Annotated in this window: 18 protein-coding genes; 10 read left to right on the top strand and 8 right to left on the bottom strand. The window is 69.5% G+C overall.

All coding sequences use genetic code 11. The features are described 5' to 3' along the window. Positions 1-8 precede the first annotated feature (8 nt). A complete protein-coding gene (locus tag V2S04_RS02865; RefSeq protein WP_413637001.1) occupies positions 9-1,073 on the bottom strand; it encodes a cytochrome P450 in 1,065 nt (354 codons plus the stop codon). 145 nt (positions 1,074-1,218) lie between these two features. Between V2S04_RS02865 and radA the strand changes: the two genes are divergently transcribed. Next, positions 1,219-2,586, top strand: a complete 1,368-nt coding sequence (gene radA, locus V2S04_RS02860; RefSeq protein WP_413637000.1) for a DNA repair protein RadA — start codon at positions 1,219-1,221, stop codon at positions 2,584-2,586. A 6-nt stretch (positions 2,587-2,592) separates the two neighbouring features. Here the strand turns inward: radA and V2S04_RS02855 are convergent, their stop codons facing one another. From V2S04_RS02855 to V2S04_RS02845, 3 genes are all read right to left on the bottom strand, one after another. Continuing rightward, on the bottom strand, positions 2,593-3,003 hold the full coding sequence (locus tag V2S04_RS02855; RefSeq protein WP_413636999.1) for a dehydrogenase: 411 nt from the start codon (positions 3,001-3,003) through the stop codon (positions 2,593-2,595). Between the two features lie 227 nt (positions 3,004-3,230). Beyond that, positions 3,231-3,878 (bottom strand): hypothetical protein, encoded by a 648-nt coding sequence (locus V2S04_RS02850; RefSeq protein ID WP_413636998.1) that lies wholly within the window; start codon positions 3,876-3,878, stop codon positions 3,231-3,233. A gap of 9 nt (positions 3,879-3,887) precedes the next feature. Continuing rightward, on the bottom strand, positions 3,888-4,391 hold the full coding sequence (locus V2S04_RS02845) for an amino-acid N-acetyltransferase (RefSeq protein ID WP_413636997.1): 504 nt from the start codon (positions 4,389-4,391) through the stop codon (positions 3,888-3,890). A 102-nt stretch (positions 4,392-4,493) separates the two neighbouring features. Here V2S04_RS02845 and V2S04_RS02840 point away from each other — a divergent pair, with 102 nt between their 5' ends. Together V2S04_RS02840 and V2S04_RS02835 are read left to right on the top strand one after the other, a co-directional pair. Then, on the top strand, positions 4,494-5,018 hold the full coding sequence (locus tag V2S04_RS02840; RefSeq protein WP_413636996.1) for a MarR family winged helix-turn-helix transcriptional regulator: 525 nt from the start codon (positions 4,494-4,496) through the stop codon (positions 5,016-5,018). Continuing rightward, positions 5,015-5,815, top strand: a complete 801-nt coding sequence (locus V2S04_RS02835) for an SDR family oxidoreductase (protein WP_413636995.1) — start codon at positions 5,015-5,017, stop codon at positions 5,813-5,815. Before V2S04_RS02840 ends, V2S04_RS02835 begins: the two co-directional genes overlap by 4 nt. A 59-nt stretch (positions 5,816-5,874) precedes the next feature. On the opposite strand, the gene V2S04_RS02830 is transcribed toward V2S04_RS02835, so the two are convergent. Beyond that, a complete protein-coding gene (locus V2S04_RS02830) occupies positions 5,875-8,394 on the bottom strand; it encodes an ATP-dependent Clp protease ATP-binding subunit (protein WP_413636994.1) in 2,520 nt (839 codons plus the stop codon). Between the two features lie 217 nt (positions 8,395-8,611). Between V2S04_RS02830 and V2S04_RS02825 the strand changes: the two genes are divergently transcribed. From V2S04_RS02825 to V2S04_RS02815, 3 genes are read left to right on the top strand one after another with little or no spacing between them, the layout of a single operon-like run. Further along, entirely contained in the window at positions 8,612-9,235 is a 624-nt protein-coding gene (locus tag V2S04_RS02825) for a hypothetical protein (RefSeq protein WP_413636993.1), read from the top strand. Further along, a complete protein-coding gene (locus V2S04_RS02820) occupies positions 9,235-9,981 on the top strand; it encodes a hypothetical protein (protein ID WP_413636992.1) in 747 nt (248 codons plus the stop codon). The genes V2S04_RS02825 and V2S04_RS02820 overlap by 1 nt, the downstream gene beginning before the upstream one ends. Continuing rightward, complete coding sequence (locus V2S04_RS02815; RefSeq protein WP_340086089.1) at positions 9,978-10,217, top strand: helix-turn-helix transcriptional regulator; 240 nt, start codon at positions 9,978-9,980, stop codon at positions 10,215-10,217. Before V2S04_RS02820 ends, V2S04_RS02815 begins: the two co-directional genes overlap by 4 nt. 27 nt (positions 10,218-10,244) lie before the next feature. On the opposite strand, the gene V2S04_RS02810 is transcribed toward V2S04_RS02815, so the two are convergent. Further along, the gene (locus tag V2S04_RS02810) at positions 10,245-10,847 is read right to left on the bottom strand and encodes a hypothetical protein (RefSeq protein ID WP_413636991.1); all 603 of its coding nucleotides are present in this window, start codon (positions 10,845-10,847) and stop codon (positions 10,245-10,247) included. 124 nt (positions 10,848-10,971) lie between these two features. Here V2S04_RS02810 and V2S04_RS02805 point away from each other — a divergent pair, with 124 nt between their 5' ends. Then, complete coding sequence (locus V2S04_RS02805) at positions 10,972-12,399, top strand: dicarboxylate/amino acid:cation symporter (RefSeq protein ID WP_413636990.1); 1,428 nt, start codon at positions 10,972-10,974, stop codon at positions 12,397-12,399. 82 nt (positions 12,400-12,481) lie between these two features. On the opposite strand, the gene V2S04_RS02800 is transcribed toward V2S04_RS02805, so the two are convergent. Further along, a complete protein-coding gene (locus V2S04_RS02800; RefSeq protein WP_413636989.1) occupies positions 12,482-12,772 on the bottom strand; it encodes a MerR family transcriptional regulator in 291 nt (96 codons plus the stop codon). A 126-nt stretch (positions 12,773-12,898) separates the two neighbouring features. Here V2S04_RS02800 and V2S04_RS02795 point away from each other — a divergent pair, with 126 nt between their 5' ends. Together V2S04_RS02795 and V2S04_RS02790 are read left to right on the top strand one after the other, a co-directional pair. Continuing rightward, on the top strand, positions 12,899-13,321 hold the full coding sequence (locus V2S04_RS02795) for an Hsp20/alpha crystallin family protein (RefSeq protein ID WP_099196854.1): 423 nt from the start codon (positions 12,899-12,901) through the stop codon (positions 13,319-13,321). 77 nt (positions 13,322-13,398) lie between these two features. Then, on the top strand, positions 13,399-13,608 hold the full coding sequence (locus V2S04_RS02790) for a DUF2795 domain-containing protein (RefSeq protein ID WP_340086077.1): 210 nt from the start codon (positions 13,399-13,401) through the stop codon (positions 13,606-13,608). A gap of 21 nt (positions 13,609-13,629) precedes the next feature. On the opposite strand, the gene V2S04_RS02785 is transcribed toward V2S04_RS02790, so the two are convergent. Then, positions 13,630-15,321, bottom strand: a complete 1,692-nt coding sequence (locus V2S04_RS02785) for a cation:proton antiporter (protein ID WP_413636988.1) — start codon at positions 15,319-15,321, stop codon at positions 13,630-13,632. A 101-nt stretch (positions 15,322-15,422) separates the two neighbouring features. On the opposite strand from V2S04_RS02785, the gene V2S04_RS02780 reads away from it, so the two are divergent. Continuing rightward, entirely contained in the window at positions 15,423-16,457 is a 1,035-nt protein-coding gene (locus V2S04_RS02780) for an LLM class flavin-dependent oxidoreductase (RefSeq protein ID WP_413637279.1), read from the top strand. Positions 16,458-16,936: the final 479 nt, after the last annotated feature.

Raw genomic sequence — 16,936 nt, 5'->3', positions numbered from 1 at the left:
GCATCGGCTCAGCGCAGGACGACCGGAAGGGTCGCCCACCCGGCGAGCGGCGGCAGATGTCGGGTGGGCTGCCGGTCGTGCACGAGCGCGATATCGTCGGTGCCCTGCAGCAGGGCGACGGCGAGGGCGCGGAGCTCGGCGTACGAGAGGTCTCGACCGGGACACACGTGCGGACCGGCCCCGAAGACCACATTGTGCTCGGCGTGCGCGTGGGGGTCGAAGCGCGCAGTGAACACCTCCGGGTCGCGGTTCGCCGCCGTCCAGTCGAGCAGCACCGGTGAGCCAGCCTCGAGGGCGAGTCCCGACGGGGTGGTCACGGGGCACGTGGTGACCCGTCTGTTCGCGACGAAGGGGTCGTCGAGTCGCAGGCACTCACCGAGGATCGCGTCGAGCTCGGCCGAAGCTCCGGTCGCATCGTGCGCCAGCGCGCGCACGCGCTGCTGCCAGCGCGGGTGCTCGGCCAGACGGTGCACCACGACCCCCACGCAGCGGGCGAGGGAGCCCAGATCGCCGGCCGTCCAGTTGCGCAGGATCGAGACGATCTCATCTTCGGTCAAGGGTCGATCGTGCACGCGCTCGGCGAGCAGTCGATGCGTGGCGTCGTCGGCGGCGCCCTCATCGGCCTCGCGATGCGCGGCCACCTGCCGGCCGACGATCTCGTCGAACCACGCGGCCACGACCGCGTTGCGGGAGCTGTCCGCAGCACGCGCGGCCGCATAGTTCTCCGCCATCCATTCCCGCAGCTCGGTCTCGAGCGAGGCCGGCCACCCCAGCCAGCGGCACTGGGCCCGCACCGCGAACACCTCGCCGAGGTCGGCGACCGCGTCGATCGGCTCGTCCCTCGGCAGCGCTGCGACGACCTCGCGTGCGGTCGCCTGCAGCATCGGCTCGAGGGAGGCGACGATCGCCGGCGTCATCTGCCGCTCGACGATGTCGCGGAAGGCGCGATGCTCTGCCCCGTCCATGCCGTTCGGCACGTGCAGGTGGCGCGAGGTGCGGCTCGAGAACCGCGCGGGGTCGTGCGCCGCGGCGATCACGTCGCGGTGGCGGGTCAGTGCGACGGGCTCGGTCATCATGTCTCCTTCGGCCGTTCCCAGGCTAACGGCGCGGCTTGCCCGCGCGACCGTGAGAAAGACCGGCGGCGCGGCCAGCTGCGCCGGGTGCCGGATGCTGTGGTGTCGGATCCCGTGTGTCGGATGCCGCGGATAGCCTTGCTGCATGGCCACTCGCAGACCCGCTCCCCCCGCTTTCGTATGCACGGAGTGCGGCTGGACGACGGCGAAGTGGGTGGGCCGGTGCGGCGAGTGCCAGCAGTGGGGCACGGTGCAGGAGCAGGGCGCGCAGAGCGGTCTGGTGAAGCAGACCGTGGCGGTCGCTCCACTCGCCGGTCGCGGCGCACGGCCGATCACGCACATCACGACAGCCGACGCCCCGCGGCGCAGCAGCGGCGTCGGCGAGTTCGACCGCGTGCTGGGCGGCGGCATCGTGCCGGGTGCGGCCATCCTGCTCAGCGGCGAGCCTGGCGTCGGCAAGTCGACGCTGCTGCTCGAGGTCGCCGCGTCGACCGCTCGGTCGGGTCGCCGTGTGCTGTACGCGAGCGCCGAGGAGTCGCCCGCACAGGTGCGGCTGCGCGCCGAGCGCACGAACGCGCTGCACGACGAGCTGTACCTCGCCAGTGAGACAGACCTCGCCACCATCCTCGGGCACATCGACGAGGTGCAGCCCGACCTCGTGATCGTCGACTCGGTGCAGACGGTGGCCTCCGGGCTCATCGACGGCGCGGCGGGGCAGCCCAGCCAGGTGCGCGAGGTCGCGGCGACCCTCATCAGGATCGCGAAGGACCGCGGCCTGCCGGTGATCATCGTCGGCCACGTCACCAAAGACGGGCAGGTCGCAGGGCCCCGCGTGCTCGAGCACCTGGTCGACGTCGTGTGCCACTTCGAGGGCGACCGGCAGACGGCGCTGCGGTTCATCCGCGCGCTGAAGAACCGCTTCGGACCGACGGACGAGGTCGGATGCTTCGAGATGACCGGTGCGGGGATCGCCGAGGTGCCCGACCCCAGCGGGCTGTTCCTGTCTCAGGGCGCCGCCGAGCCCGGCACGTGCGTGGCCATCGCGATGGAGGGCCGTCGGGCCCTGCCCGTGGAGGTGCAGGCGCTGACCATCGAGTCGAATGCGCCGAACCCGCGCCGTGTCGTGCACGGACTCGACTCGTCGCGGGTGGCGATGGTGCTGGCGATCCTCGAGCGCCGTGCCGGCATCGCGACCTCCAAGCTCGACGTGTACGTGTCGACGGTGGGCGGGGTGCGCTTCACCGAGCCGGCGGCGGATCTCGCGATCGCGGTGGCGGTGGCGGGGTCGATCCGTCAGGTGTCGGTGCCGCGCACGGTGGCGGCCGTCGGCGAGCTGTCGCTGGCGGGTGAGATCCGACCCGTCACGCAGGCGGCTCAGCGGCGTGGCGAGGCCGCGCGGCTGGGGTATCAGCAGGTGGTCGACGACAGATCGAAGACGCTGCGCTCTGCGCTGAGTGACATCCGCTCACGCGCCACGTCCCGGCGGCCGGAAGAGGCCATCCCGCCGTTCTGATCTGTCCTACGCCTCGAGTGCCTTCAGCAGCTCGACAGGCGCCGCCTGCATCGGGTGCGGGCCGGCGATGTCGAGGAAGACGGTGGTGATGGTGTCGCGGTGCGTGGTCAGGAACGACTTCAGCCACACCGGCGAGTAGATGCCGACGCCGGGCGGGAGGTTGGCGGGCTTGTGCTTCGCGTCGCTGAACAGCAGCAGTGCGACATCGCCGGTGTTCGCATCGCGGTACGTCCACACCTCGCCGCTGTCGAGCGGGTTGTCGCGCGCGCCGGGCTTGATCAGCGGGACGACCGTGTTGCCGTTGCGCAGCGCGAGGGCGACGGCCGCCATGTCCTGCTTCTCGAGGGCTTGAGCCAGAGCCTCGGAGCGGAAGTCCTCGGGTGCGGGGCGGCGGCTGCCTGACTTCTTCTTCGCCATGACACCAGCCTATGAGTGGGGCCCTCTCGAATCCTCCATTGGGGACTGGGGAACTCGAGAGGGCCCTCCGGTTCTCGGACGCGGTAACTGTCGAAGCGCTGGGGACGCTGGTATCGACACCACTGGGGATGGCTTCACCGCATCAGATCTGAGAACCTGACTTTCATGGTATCCCAAAATATCGGTGCTGTCAGCCCCTGATCGAGAATCCGGCGATATCTTTTCGCTCAGCGGAGGATGATCTGCTTGGCCTTCTCGCTCTCGAAGCCGCCGATCGACACAGCGATGTGGTAGGACGCGCCACCCCCGGGAGCCCGCGGGCGGTTCTTCTCGTCGCATGTCTTCGGCGTCGAGCGGGTGCGGTCCCAGACCACCGGCGTGGCACTGGTCACCGACTTCCCCGCCTCGAGGGTCACGATCATGTCGCTGGCTTCGGACTGGCAGTCGGTCGAGCGCCACCACACGTCCGTGCCGCTGGTCACGGTGAGCTTCTGAGTCTTGGAGCCGACGTTCATCGTGCAGTCCTTCGCGCTCGTGTTGGTGAGCGAGATCGACAGCTGCGGCAGCACGCCGGCCGGATAGGTATCGGCATCGGTCACCGCAGCGACCGCGACGTCGGCCGCCGTGCACGCGACGATGCCCGGAGTCTCGGACGGATCCGGGCTGGCGTCCGCGGTCGGCTCGGCGGAGGGAGTCGGGGTGCCGGCATCCGAGGTCGGCGTCGGATCACTCGATGTCGCTGCCGGAGCGGGATCGGCCCACGGCTGGGCGATCGCGAGCCACACCCCACCGCCGACGGCGGCGAGCACGAGGACGAGCAGCAGGGTCACCGCCAGCCGGCGACGACGGTAGACGGCGGCGGACTGACGGGGCATGAGTCCAGGCTAATTGAGGTGCTTGATCATCCTCGTGTTGCCGAGCGTGTTGGGCTTCACGTGGGCGAGATCGAGGAACTCCTCCACACCGGCGTCACCGCTGCGCAGCAGCTGCGAGTACACGTCGGCGTCGACGACCTGCTCGCCGATCGGCTCGAATCCACGACGGGAGAAGAAGTCGGTCTCGAAGGTCAGGCAGAACAGGCGTGTCAGGCCCAGCTGGCGCGCTCGGTGCTCGAGGTCGGTCACGATCGCTCGCCCCACGCCGTGGCGCAGGTAGTCGTCGCGCACGAGCAGGGTGCGCACCTCCCCGAGGTCCTCCCACATGACGTGCAGGGCGCCGCAGCCGATCAGCTGCCCGTCGGCTTCGGCGATGACGAACTCCTGCACTGCTCCGTAGAGCACGGCGAGGTCCTTGCCGAGCAGGATGCGCTTGTCGACGAGCGGCTCGAGCAGGGCGTGGATGCCGAGGACGTCGGTGCTGCGCGCGGGGCGGACGAGGAAGTCGGTCACGGATCCACCCTAGATCGACGGCCCCACGGCGAATCCGCACGACCGCTGAGAGTCGGTCCGTCGATGGTTGCCTCAGGCAACCACTCGGCGTAGGGTGAGGGCATGGCCACCAAGGCTCCATCAGCTGAAAGCACGCTGCTGCAGGCGCTCACCCTTCTCGTCGCGCGATGGTCGTCGCCGAGCGTCCAGCGCTCGGTCGCGCAGAGCGCCGGAGTCGCCGTGGATGCGGCCGACGTGTCGACGCTGTACGTGCTCGGCATGCATGGGCCGCTGCGCGCCGGCGACCTCGCGGAGCGGATGCACATCAGCCGACCGACCGCCAGCAAGCAACTCGCCAGGCTCGAGCGCGCCGGACTGATCGACCGGGAGTCCGATCCGGACGACGGCCGGGCGAGCATCGTGAGCCTGTCCGCCGAGGGCGACGCCGCCCACCGCCGGCTGCTCGAGCAGGGCATCCGGATGATGCGACACGCGCTGCGCGACTACGCGCCGGGCGACGCCACCGCCTTCGCCTCTCAGGTCGCCGACCTCGTCGCGCGACTGGGCATCACCGACGCTTCCGGCGACCAGACCGGGAACCCGCCGCGCTCCGACCCGGAGCGCAGATCTGAGGAGGATCAGTCATGAACCGCACCTATGTCGTCACCGGATCGGCATCCGGAATCGGCGAGACGACCGCGCGACTGCTGCGCGAGCGCGGCGCCAGGGTGATCGGCATCGATCTGCGCGACGCCGACGTCGAGGCCGACCTGAGCAGCACGGAGGGCCGCCAGAACGCGGCCGCCGCCGCGATCGATCTCGCGGGCGGCACGGTCGACGCCGTCATCGCCTGCGCCGGCATCTCCGCGCCGATCCCGAAGACGCTCTCGGTGAACTACTTCGGCGTCGTCGAGCTGCTCGAGGCGCTGCGCCCGGCACTGGCCCGCTCGTCGGCCCCACGCGCCGCCGTGGTGTCGTCGATGGCGTCCCTGCAGCCGAGCCCGCCCGAGCTCGTCGAGGCGGCGCTGTCGGGCGACGAGGCGGCCACGCTCGCGATCGCCGAGCAGCTGACCGCGCAGGGTCCGCGCGAGGCGTACCAGGTGTACCCCGCGTCGAAGCGCGCCCTGTCGCGCTGGGTGCGTCGCCGCTCGATCTCGCCCGAGTGGGCAGGTGCCGGCATCCCGCTGAACGCGGTGGCGCCCGGCACGGTGCTCACCCCGATGACCGAGCAGCTGCTGGCCACCGAAGAGGGACGCGCGATGGTCGACGCGGCGGTGCCGATGCCGCTGAACAGCCACCAGCCGCCGGAGTCGATCGCGAACCTGCTGATCTGGCTCACCGGCGTCGAGAACACCCACCTGGCCGGTCAGGTCATCTACGACGACGGCGGGGCGGATGCCACGCTGCGCGGCGACGACATCTGGTCGTGGAACGACCGGCGCTGATCACGCGAAAGAGCGGGCGGATGCCGATGGCATCCGCCCGCTCTTTCGTCTGCGTCTGATCAGCCGGCCGCGAGGTCGGGCGTGGTCGAGATCCCGCCGCCCGTGTTGACGCCGACCGAGACCTTCTCCCCGCGCGGTGCGTGCTCGAAGGCGAACTTGCCGTCGACGACGTCGACCTTCACGTGGTCGCCGGTGTTCAGCTGTCCGTGCAGGATGCGCTCGGAGAGCTGGTCCTCGATCTCGCGCTGCATGGCGCGACGCAGCGGACGCGCACCGAGAGCGGGGTCGAACCCGATGTCGATGAGCTTGTCCTTCGCGGCATCCGACAGCTCGACGGTCATGTCGCGGTCGAGCAGACGGTCGCCCAGCTGCTTCGTGAACAGGCCGACGATCTGGCGCAGCTCGTCCTTGTTCAGCTGCGGGAAGACGATGATGTCGTCGAGGCGGTTGAGGAACTCGGGCTTGAAGTGGCGCTTGAGCTCTTCGTCGACCTTGCCCTTCATCCGCTCGTACGTCGTCTGCGAGTTGCCCTCGAGCTGGAAGCCGACCGGGCCACCGGCGATCGCCGACGAGCCGAGGTTCGTCGTCATGATGATCACAGTGTTCTTGAAGTCGACGATGCGGCCCTGACCGTCGGTCAGGCGACCCTCTTCGAGGATCTGCAGCAGCGAGTTGAAGATGTCGGGGTGCGCCTTCTCGATCTCGTCGAACAGCACGACCGAGAACGGCTTGCGGCGCACCTTCTCGGTGAGCTGACCGCCCTCTTCGAATCCGACGAATCCGGGAGGGGCACCGAACAGACGCGACACGGTGTGCTTCTCGCCGAACTCCGACATGTCGAGGGAGATGAGCGCGGCCTCGTCGTCGAACAGGAACTCGGCGAGAGCCTTGGCGAGCTCGGTCTTTCCGACGCCGGTGGGCCCGGCGAAGATGAACGAGCCGCTGGGGCGCTTCGGGTCCTTGAGGCCGGCGCGCTGGCGGCGGATCGTGCGGCTGAGGGCGGCGATCGCCTCCTCCTGGCCGATGACGCGCTGGTGCAGCGCCTTCTCCATGAAGACGAGTCGGCTCGACTCCTCCTCGGTGAGCTTGAACACCGGGATGCCGGTCGCCTGGGCGAGCACCTCGGCGATCAGGCCTTCGTCGACGACCGCCTGGGTCGCGACGTCACCCGAGCGCCACTGCTTCTCGAGGCGCAGACGCTCGCCGAGCAGCTCCTTCTCCTGGTCGCGCAGGGCTGCGGCCTTCTCGAAGTCCTGCTCCTCGGAGGCTGCCTCCTTGTCCTGACGGACCTTCGCGATCTTCTCGTCGAACTCGCGCAGCTCGGGCGGCGACGACAGGATGCTCAGGCGCAGGCGCGCGCCCGCCTCGTCGATCAGGTCGATCGCCTTGTCGGGCAGGAACCGGTCGGAGACGTAGCGGTCGGCGAGGTTCGCCGCGGCGACGATGGCGCCGTCGGTGATCTGCACCTTGTGGTGCGCCTCGTAGCGGTCACGCAGTCCCTTGAGGATGTTGATCGCGTGCGGGAGGGTCGGCTCGTTCACCTGGACGGGCTGGAAGCGACGCTCGAGGGCGGCATCCTTCTCGAAGTACTTGCGGTACTCGTCGAGGGTGGTGGCGCCGATGGTCTGCAGCTCGCCCCGGGCGAGCAGCGGCTTCAGGATGCTGGCGGCGTCGATCGCTCCCTCGGCGGCGCCCGCGCCGACGAGGGTGTGGATCTCGTCGATGAAGACGATGATGTCGCCGCGGGTGCGGATCTCCTTCGTGACCTTCTTCAGGCGCTCCTCGAAGTCTCCGCGGTAGCGGGAGCCGGCGATGAGCGAGCCGAGGTCGAGCGAGTAGAGCTGCTTGTCCTTCAGCGTCTCGGGCACGTTGCCCTTGACGATCGCCTGGGCGAGGCCCTCGACGACGGCGGTCTTGCCGACGCCGGGCTCGCCGATGAGGACGGGGTTGTTCTTCGAGCGGCGCGAGAGGATCTGCATGACCCGCTCGGCCTCCTTCTCGCGGCCGATGACCGGGTCGAGCTTGCCGTCGCGCGCAGCCTGGGTGAGGTTGCGGCCGAACTGGTCGAGCACCTGCGAGCCGCCCTGGGCGGCCTGCTGGTTCTCGTTGGTGGTGGCGCCGACGGAGGCGGTCTCGCGTCCGGGTGCTCCGGAGAGCAGCTGGATGACCTGCTGGCGGACCTTGTTGAGGTCGGCGCCGAGCTTGACGAGCACCTGCGCGGCGACGCCCTCACCCTCGCGGATGAGGCCGAGCAGGATGTGCTCGGTGCCGATGTAGTTGTGGCCGAGCTGCAGGGCTTCGCGCAGGCTCAGCTCGAGGACCTTCTTGGCGCGAGGCGTGAAGGGGATGTGGCCGGTCGGCTGCTGCTGACCCTGGCCGATGATGTCCTGCACCTGCTCGCGGACGGCGTCGAGGGAGATGCCGAGGCTCTCGAGGGCCTTGGCGGCGACGCCTTCGCCCTCGTGGATGAGGCCGAGCAGGATGTGCTCGGTGCCGATGTAGTTGTGGTTGAGCATCTTCGCCTCTTCTTGGGCGAGGACGACGACTCGGCGGGCTCGGTCGGTGAATCTCTCGAACATGCTGTGACTCCTTTTCGCGCGGGGCGAAGCGGCGGTGGCGCCGTGTACATCGAGAGTAACGACCGCGACGGGGCGGAACGGCCGTGTTCGCCGTCGGCATACGCTCCCCCATTCGCCGGGAAGGGAGCGGGATGCCCTTCCGTTCTTGACATGCTTATCGACTGTCATTAAGTTATCGAAAGCCGATAACAACGACTATCGATATGTGGGGGTAGACATGAAGATCACCGACGGCGCTCCGGCGGAGCGCACGCTGAGCAGGGGCGATACGGTCAGCCTCGCGCTGTTCGTCATCGCGGGGGTGGCGATCGCAGCGTGGACGGTGTGGAACGTCGGCGTGCGCATCGCCGAGCTCGTGGGCGGCGGTGCCATCGACGTCCTGGTGCAGTTCCTCGACACGACGGCGGATGCCCGCATCGGCGACACGACCCTTCCGGTCGAGCTGGATCAGGCCGTCATCGCTGTCGAAGGGCTCGGCGCGATCGGTGTGGTTCCCGGCGTCCTGGGCCAGGTCGCGTTCGGCACGACGGTGGTCGTCGTCGTAGCCTGCCTGATCGCGCTGAGCCGCAACATCCTGCGCGGGCGCGTGTTCGGCAGGGCCAACACGCGGCTGGCCGCCATAGGCGGCGGGGTCGGGTTGATCGGAGCCGCGGCGTCGCACTTCTTCGACAACATGCTCGCGAACGCCGCGATGGCTCACGCGATCGATGGCCCGTTCGATACGGCGGTGATCTCTGTCGAGCCGTTCACCTTCGTGCTCGCCGCGTTCGCTCTGGCTGTGGTCGGTTCGGTGTTCGTCGTCGGTGACCGGCTGCAGCGCGAGACCGAGGGGCTGGTCTGATGGGCGTCGCACTGTGGATGCTGGCGGCGGGGCTCGTCGTCGTGCTGGGCGTCGCCGTCGTCGCCTTCGCCCGCGCCGGCGTGCGTGGGCGCGGTGAGTCTTCGGTCATTCGCGTGACCTTCTGGGTCGCACTGCTGTGGGCAGGTATCGCGATCATCGGCGCGCTCGTGACCGCCGTCTCGACGCTGGTGCAGAGCGTCGTGCAGATCACCGTACCCACGGCCGCGTACTGGCCGACGCTGCCGGAGGGGGCCTTCGTCGAGGGCGCGAGCGCGACGCGAACCGGCGGCGGCTTCACCGCTGCCGACGTGGTGGTCGAGGGCCTGAGCGTGGGTGCGCGGGTGTGCTGGGCGATCGGTCAGGCGCTGTGGTGGCTGGTGCCGGGCGCCGTCGCGGCCATGGTCGCTCTGTCGTGTCTTCAGCTTCTGCGCGGCAGGGCTTTCGCGCCCGTGCTGTCGCGGATGTCGATGGTGACCGCGGTGGTGGTGTGCGCCGGCGGCATCGGGGCGCAGGTGCTGTCGGACATCGCGGGAAGCATGGCGTCGACCGAGCTTCTCTCGTACTCCGGTGGCGGCTTCGAAGAGGTCGCCGGTATCGACGACGTACTGAAAGCCTGGTGGCCCGACCCGATGTTCAGCGTCACCGTGCCGTTCTGGCCGATCGCGGCCGGCCTGGCCTTCGCCGCCCTCGCGGTGATCCTGCGCCACGGGACGCGGCTGCAGCGAGACACGGAGGGGTTGGTATGACGCCGGCGGAGGCGGATGACGAGTTCACGGGCATCCACTGCCGCCTGGATGAGCTGCTCGCCGAGCGCGGGATGACGCTGACCGAGCTGAGCGCTCGGGTGGGCGTGAGCATCGTGAACCTGTCGGTGCTGAAGAACGATCGGGCGCGGGCGATCAGGTACTCGACGCTGCGCGCCGTGTGCGACGCACTCGAGTGCGAGGTGGGTGACCTGCTGGTGCTCGCGCCGCGCGGGTGAGTCGCGCGCAGCGTTCAGGTGTCACGCTCAGGCGCAGGGCCTACGCGACCATCGGCCGGAACCGCTTCGGTGGCGGATCGACGTCGCCCCACGCATACGAGAGCACTCCTCGTGGGCGCACCGCGCGCACTCCTCCCCCGGGGTCGTGAAGTTCGAAGTCGGCTTTTCCGGCCCGGGTGATGCGCCAGCCGCCGTGATGCAGTTCCATGTGGTGGAAGCGGCAGAGCAGGATCCCTCGATCGATGTCGGTTCGGCCGCTGTCGCGGTGCCATTCGTCGATGTGGTGGGACTCGCAGTACGAGGCCGGGCGGTCGCATCCGCCCATCGGCAGCCGCCGTCGCCCAACGCGAGGGCGATGCGCTGCCGCGGCGTGAAGAGGCGCTGTTCACGGCCGACGTCGAGCGGATTGCCGCACGCATCGACGCGGACGGGGACGGCGCCGGAGTCGCAGATGTGCTGGTCGACCATCGCACCCGGAACGGACCCGAGCCGCAGCTGCTCGGCGTGCTGCAGCGCTTCGTTCGCTTCACGCAGGACGGCGACGACCTCGGCATCCGTCATGGCGGTCACCGCGTTCTGCACCTGAAGAAGTCCGCCCGCCTCCTGTGGAGCGACATCAGCGCTGGTCACCGCTCGCCGAGAGCGTACCTGATCCAACCCGTCATCCTTCGTCACACATACTCATGGGAATACGTCGATTCGCTTAACGTTTACTCCACACGACGCGCACTCCGCGCAGACAATTGGAGTCCCTTTGAGCACCTCTTCTTCCACCGCGCGCGCCCAGAAGGCGCCAGACACCCGAGGCCCGGTCCGCAAGCTGCTGACATCCTTCGGGTTCCAGATCATCGCCGCCCTCATCCTGGGCATCGGCGTCGGCCTGATCGCCGTCTCGACGGGCGCCGGCCCCGAGACGCCGACCGTGCTGTCCGACACGCTCGATCGCATCGGCAGCTCGTACGTCACGCTGCTGAAGGCGGCCGTGGTGCCGCTGATCTTCACGGCGATCGTCGCGAGCATCTCCAACCTGCGCCGCGTGCAGAACGCCGCCCGCCTCGCGGGTCAGACGATCCTCTGGTTCGGCATCACCGCGTTCATCGCTGTGATCATCGGCATCACCCTCGGCCTGGTCATCCAGCCCGGCGCGAAGGCCGGCGCGGGCCTCGAGACGGGCGACCCGTACACGGTCGGCACCTGGTGGAACTTCCTGCTCGGCCTGATCCCGCAGAACTTCCTCGGCCTGTCCGTGTCGACGGGCCCCGGCCCCGTCGAGGGCACGCTCGTCTCGAGCGTGAACTTCAACATCCTGCAGGTCATCGTCGTGGCCGCGGTGGTCGGCATCGCCGCCCTCAAGGCCGGCCGCAAGGCAGAGCCGTTCCTCGCCTTCACCGAGTCGCTGCTCAAGGTCATCCAGCGCGTGCTGTGGTGGATCATCCGCATCGCCCCGATCGGCACCTTCGGCCTCATCGGCTCGGCCGTCGTCAAGTACGGCTGGGACAAGCTGACCTCGCTCGCTTGGTTCGCCGCCGCGATCTACATCGGCCTCGCCCTGGTGATCTTCGTGGTCTACCCGATCCTCGTGAAGACCCACGGCCTGTCGATCAAGCAGTACTTCTCCGGCGTATGGCCCGCCGTGCAGCTCGCGTTCGTCAGCCGCTCGTCGATCGGCACCCTGCCCCTCACCGAGCGCGTCACCGAGCGCAACCTCGGCGTGCCCCGCGGCTACGCGTCGTTCGCCGTGCCGCTCGGCGCGACCACCAAGATGGACGGATGCGCCGCGATCTACCCGGCCATCTCCGCGATCTTCGTCGCGCAGTTCTTCGACATCCAGCTGAGCTTCATCCAGTACCTGCTGATTGTCATCGTCTCGGTCGTCGGCTCGGCCGCGACCGCAGGCACCACGGGAGCGATCGTGATGCTCACGCTCACCCTGTCGACCCTGGGCCTGCCGCTCGAGGGCGTCGGACTGCTGCTGGCCATCGACCCGATCCTCGACATGGGCCGCACCGCGGTCAACGTCGCGGGCCAGGCGCTGGTCCCGACGATCGTCGCCAAGCGCGAGGGCATCCTCGACGAGGAGCTCTACAACGCTCCCCGCAACGGACTGCCGTTCGCCGAGGACATCGACGACGCGGATGCCGCTGAGCCGGATGCCACCAAGGAGCCGGCCGGCGCACGCTGACCGCTCCCCGATGCGCTGAAAGCGCCTCGCCCCTTCTCGGGGCGGGGCGCTTTCCGCATCCGGATGCCGTGAGTCGGCGCGCTCAGCGCGACCGGCGCTCGCGGTCGAGCTCTCGTCGCAGATCGCCGTTCTCGTCCTCGAGCTCGAGAACGCGCCCGATGCCGGCGAGGTTCACCCCGGCATCCCGCAGCTCAGCCACCCGGCGCAGCCGGTCGATGTCGTCGTCGCTGTAGCGCCTCGTCCCGCCGTCACTGCGGAACGGCGTGAGGATACCCCGCCGCTCGTAGAGCCGCAGCGTCGCCTCGGGGACGTCGGCGAGATCGGCAGCGACGGCGATCCCGTACAGGGGTTTTGCGGCGTCTCGCTGGGTCATCGGGCATCCGTTCGGGTACTTGAAATCTGTGGAACTCAGGGCTATAAATATACATCAATAGATGCAGATTTCCTGCATTGCAGATCCGAGCCGCGAAGCCGCGGCCCATAGTGAGAGGAGAACACCATGGCCATGACCCTCGACCCGATCAGTCAGCTCGATCGTTTCGCCGCGAGCGTGCTGGACTCCGTACGCGCACCGCGCGTGATGCCCGTCGACCTCTGCCGCGACGGCGACCGCTATGTCCTGCACGCCGACATCCCCGGAGCTGACCCGGGCTCGATCGACGTCGACCTCGACGGCTCGCAGCTGTCGATCCGCGCGCAGCGCACCGCCGACACCGGCGAGGGAATGCGCTGGATCGCCCGCGAGCGGGGCACCGGCAGCTACTTCCGCCAGTTCACGCTCGGCGACGGCGTGGACCTCGAGCGCATCAGCGCCTCGTACGACAGCGGCGTGCTCACGGTGATCATCCCCGTCAGCGAGCGTGCGAAGCCGCGCCGGATCCGGGTCGAATCGACCGATACGCCCGAGGCGATCAGCGCCTGACCCACCCGGGGGGGAGCGTCCTCAGCGGGCGCTCCCCCGCACACTCTCCCCCTCCGCCGACACGGAAAGGAGCCGACATGTCCCCGTCACCCGCACTCTCGCGATTCCTCGCCGAGATGGAGTTCCCCGCCACGAAGGACGACCTGCTGCGCGAAGCCGCCCGCGACGGCCTCGACCGCGACGACGTCCTCGCTCTCGAGCAGCTCGGCGGATACACCTTCAGCGCGCGGTGGCAGATCGTCCGGGCACTCCGCCAGACGCCTGCTCGCGAGCTCATCACCGCCTGAGACGCACCCGCCGCCGATCGGTCAGATACGCAGCGCGATCCTCGTGTCGAGGGCGAGCTCTTCGGCGTCCATCGCGGTGATGAGCTCACGCATCACCTCTTCACTGAGGTTGCCCGCGCGCCGCTCCTCGAGCAGCATGTCGCGGCGCACCGCGAGCCACCCCTTCGCGAGAGCGGTGAACTGCTCAGCGGTCGGACGAGCCTTCGCCTCCGCCTGCTCGGCATCCGCCTCCACGCGCACCAGGCGCTTCGCGAACGCGTCGAAGGCCGGCAGCTGATCCGCTCCATGCCGATCCGCCCACGTGCGGCGCATCTCTCGCAGGTACGCCTTCCCGGCATCCCGATTGCGCTCGCGAACGGCGAGCAGTTCGCGCGCGTCCTCCTCGCGCTCGGTGTCGTCGACGACTCCGAGCGCGCGGATCAGCCAGGGCAGCGTCAGCCCCTGCAGCAGCAGCGTGCCGACGGTGACGACGAAGGCGACCACGACGATCGCGTCGGCCGCCCGCGCGTCGAGCCCGGCGAGATCGGCGGCGGCCAGCGCGGTCGCGAGCGTGACCACGCCGCGCATGCCGGCCCACGAGATCACCGCATTGTCGCGCCACGACAGTCGCGTCTCGGTGAGCCGGCGGCGCAGCTGGTCTTCGCTGATCGGCCGCCTGCCGCGCAGCCGCACCTGCGCGGCTGCCACCCCCGGCGCCGACGCGAGCCGCTCCCACTTGCGCAGCCGCATGCGCGTCCACCACCGGCCCCACGCGCCTGCCGGGTAGACGAACAGGGGTCGCACGACGAGCACGGCCACCAGCACCACGACCGACAGCGACACGATCGGTCCACCCTCGCCCTCGGTGAGATCGGCGACCACGCGCGGCAGCTGCAGACCGATGTACGCGAACACGAACGACTCGAGCAGGAAGTCGGCCGACAGCCACAGCGGGGCCTCCTGCTGTCGGGTCGCGTAGCTGGTCTTCGGCGCGTTGAATCCCACGAACAGCCCCATCGCGACCACCGCGATGACGCCCGAACCCAGCAGCTCCTCGGCGATCGCGTACGCACCGAACGGAGCGAGCAGACCGAACGTGCCGTTCACCACCGCATCGTCGACGCGGGTGCGCAGCTGATGCAGCGCCACGCCGAAGACCAGTCCCACGAGCATCCCGACCCCCACGGCCAGGAGGAACTGCCCCACGCCACCCCACACCGTCACCGTCGCACCCGCGAGGATCGCCGCGAACACCCGGAACATGGTCAGCGAGGTCGCGTCGTTGATCAGGCTCTCCCCCGACAGCACGGTCATCACGCGCCGCGGCAGGCCGAGCCGGCGTCCGATCGAGGCGGCCGACACGGCATCCGGCGGGGCGACGATCGCGCCCAGCAGCAGCGCGCCCGGCAGCGTCAGGGACGGCATCACCCACCAGGCGAGCAGCCCGACCACGGCGGCGGTGACGACGACGAGCCACACGCCCAGGCGCCGGATCTGCGGCAGAGCACGGTGGAAGCCCACGAACGACACGTCGAGGGCCGCCGAGTACAGCAGCGGCGGCAGCACGATGTTCAGCAGCACGTGCCCGTCGATCGAGATGTTCGGCACGAAGGGCACGAAGGATGCCGCGAGCGCGACCACCGTCACCAGCAGCGGGGCCGGCCATCCGCGCCATCGTGCCACCGCTGCGACGGCGACGGCTCCGACGATGACGAAGAAGATGCTCGCTTCCATCACGGAATCGTAACGCCGCGAGGCGGCGAGTCCGATGCGCCGCCCCGGGGCCGATCCGCGGTCGCGGAATGCGGAGGCGGTCGTCGCGGTTGACATCGATGATGTCTGCTCTCGCTCTTTCGGTCCTCGATCTCATCCCCGTCCGCACCGGCCAGACCACGGCGCAGGCCGTCGCCTCGTCGATGACTCTCGCCCAGCACGCCGACGCGCTCGGACTCACCAGGTACTGGTTCGCCGAGCACCACAACATGCCGTCGGTGGCATCCACGACGCCGCCCGTGCTGATCGCCGCGGCCGCCGCACGCACGCAGCGCATCCGCGTCGGTTCGGGCGGCGTCATGCTGCCGAATCACGCGCCGCTGATCGTCGCCGAGCAGTTCGCCGCGCTCGAGGCCATCGCTCCCGGCCGGGTGGATCTCGGCATCGGCCGCGCCCCGGGCAGCGACCCCGTGATCACCCAGCTGCTGCGTCAGTCCGGCAGCGCCGGCGACGTCGAGCGCTTCCCCTCGCACGTGCAGGACATCGCGCTGATGCTGCAGCCCGACGGCGCGACGGTGCAGTTCACGAGCGGCGGCGAGTACACCGTGAAGGCCACGCCCGTGGCATCCGGCTCCCCCACGATCTGGCTGCTCGGCTCGAGCGACTACTCCGCGCAGCTCGCCGCCGCGCACGGCCTGCCGTACGTGTTCGCGAACCACTTCGCGGGCGTCGGGCTTGAGCGCGCTCTCGACCTGTACCGCTCGCAGTTCCGTCCTTCGGACTCGCTGGCCGAGCCGCGCACCTTCCTCACGGCGAACGTGGTCGCCGCACCCACGGCCGACGAGGCCGAGGCCCGCGCCCTGCCGCAGCTGCGGGCGATGGCGCGTCTGCGCGGCAACAAGCCGATGCGCGTGCTCGAGACGGTCGAGGAGGCGCTGGCCGCGGCTCCGGATGCCATGGAGCAGACCCTCATCGACGCGATGCGTCAGCGATGGTTCATCGGCTCGGGTGCTGACGTGCGTTCGGCGCTGGCGTCGTTCGCGGCGCAGCACGGCGTCGACGAGATCATGCTCTCCCCGGTGGCCGGCGCGTACGCGTCCGAGCCGCTCGATGCCACGCCCGGCCGCACGCAGACGCTGGACCTGCTGGTCGCCTGACCTCCCCGCTGCGCGGGACCTTCCCCTCACTCGCGTCACCCTCAGCAGACGGGAAACGCCGGTACGGAGTCCGCGCCACTGGCGTTTCCCATCTGCCCGCTGCGTGCCGGGGACCCGCCTGAGTCCCACTGCACAATCGTGCCTGCAGCGGTGTTGTCCCCTGATCGTGGGAAGCGCGACATTCGGGATGCCTCTCACCAGCGAGCATGGCCGGATGCGCCACAGGACAGCACTGCCGCCTCAGCTCGGACCGACGTTCGCGGTCAGCAGTGCTGCGGCGGCCGGAGTCACCAGGTGGCGCCGCGACACCCCGGATCTGCATCGCCCCTTCTGCGGCGTGCGATCAGCAGCGGTCCCCGAGACTTTGCTCGCACGCCTCGAGTGCTACCAGCCGCGAATGAAACCCGGGCACCGTTTCGTCGGGCGCACGGCCCTACGGCTCTGGGGCCTGCCGCATCCGAAGAAGTGGTCGGTTGACG

It is taken from the genome of Microbacterium sp. OR21, from assembly GCF_047306785.1.
Lineage (GTDB): Bacteria > Actinomycetota > Actinomycetes > Actinomycetales > Microbacteriaceae > Microbacterium > Microbacterium esteraromaticum_E.
This window is presented reverse-complemented; position numbering and strand designations above follow the sequence as displayed.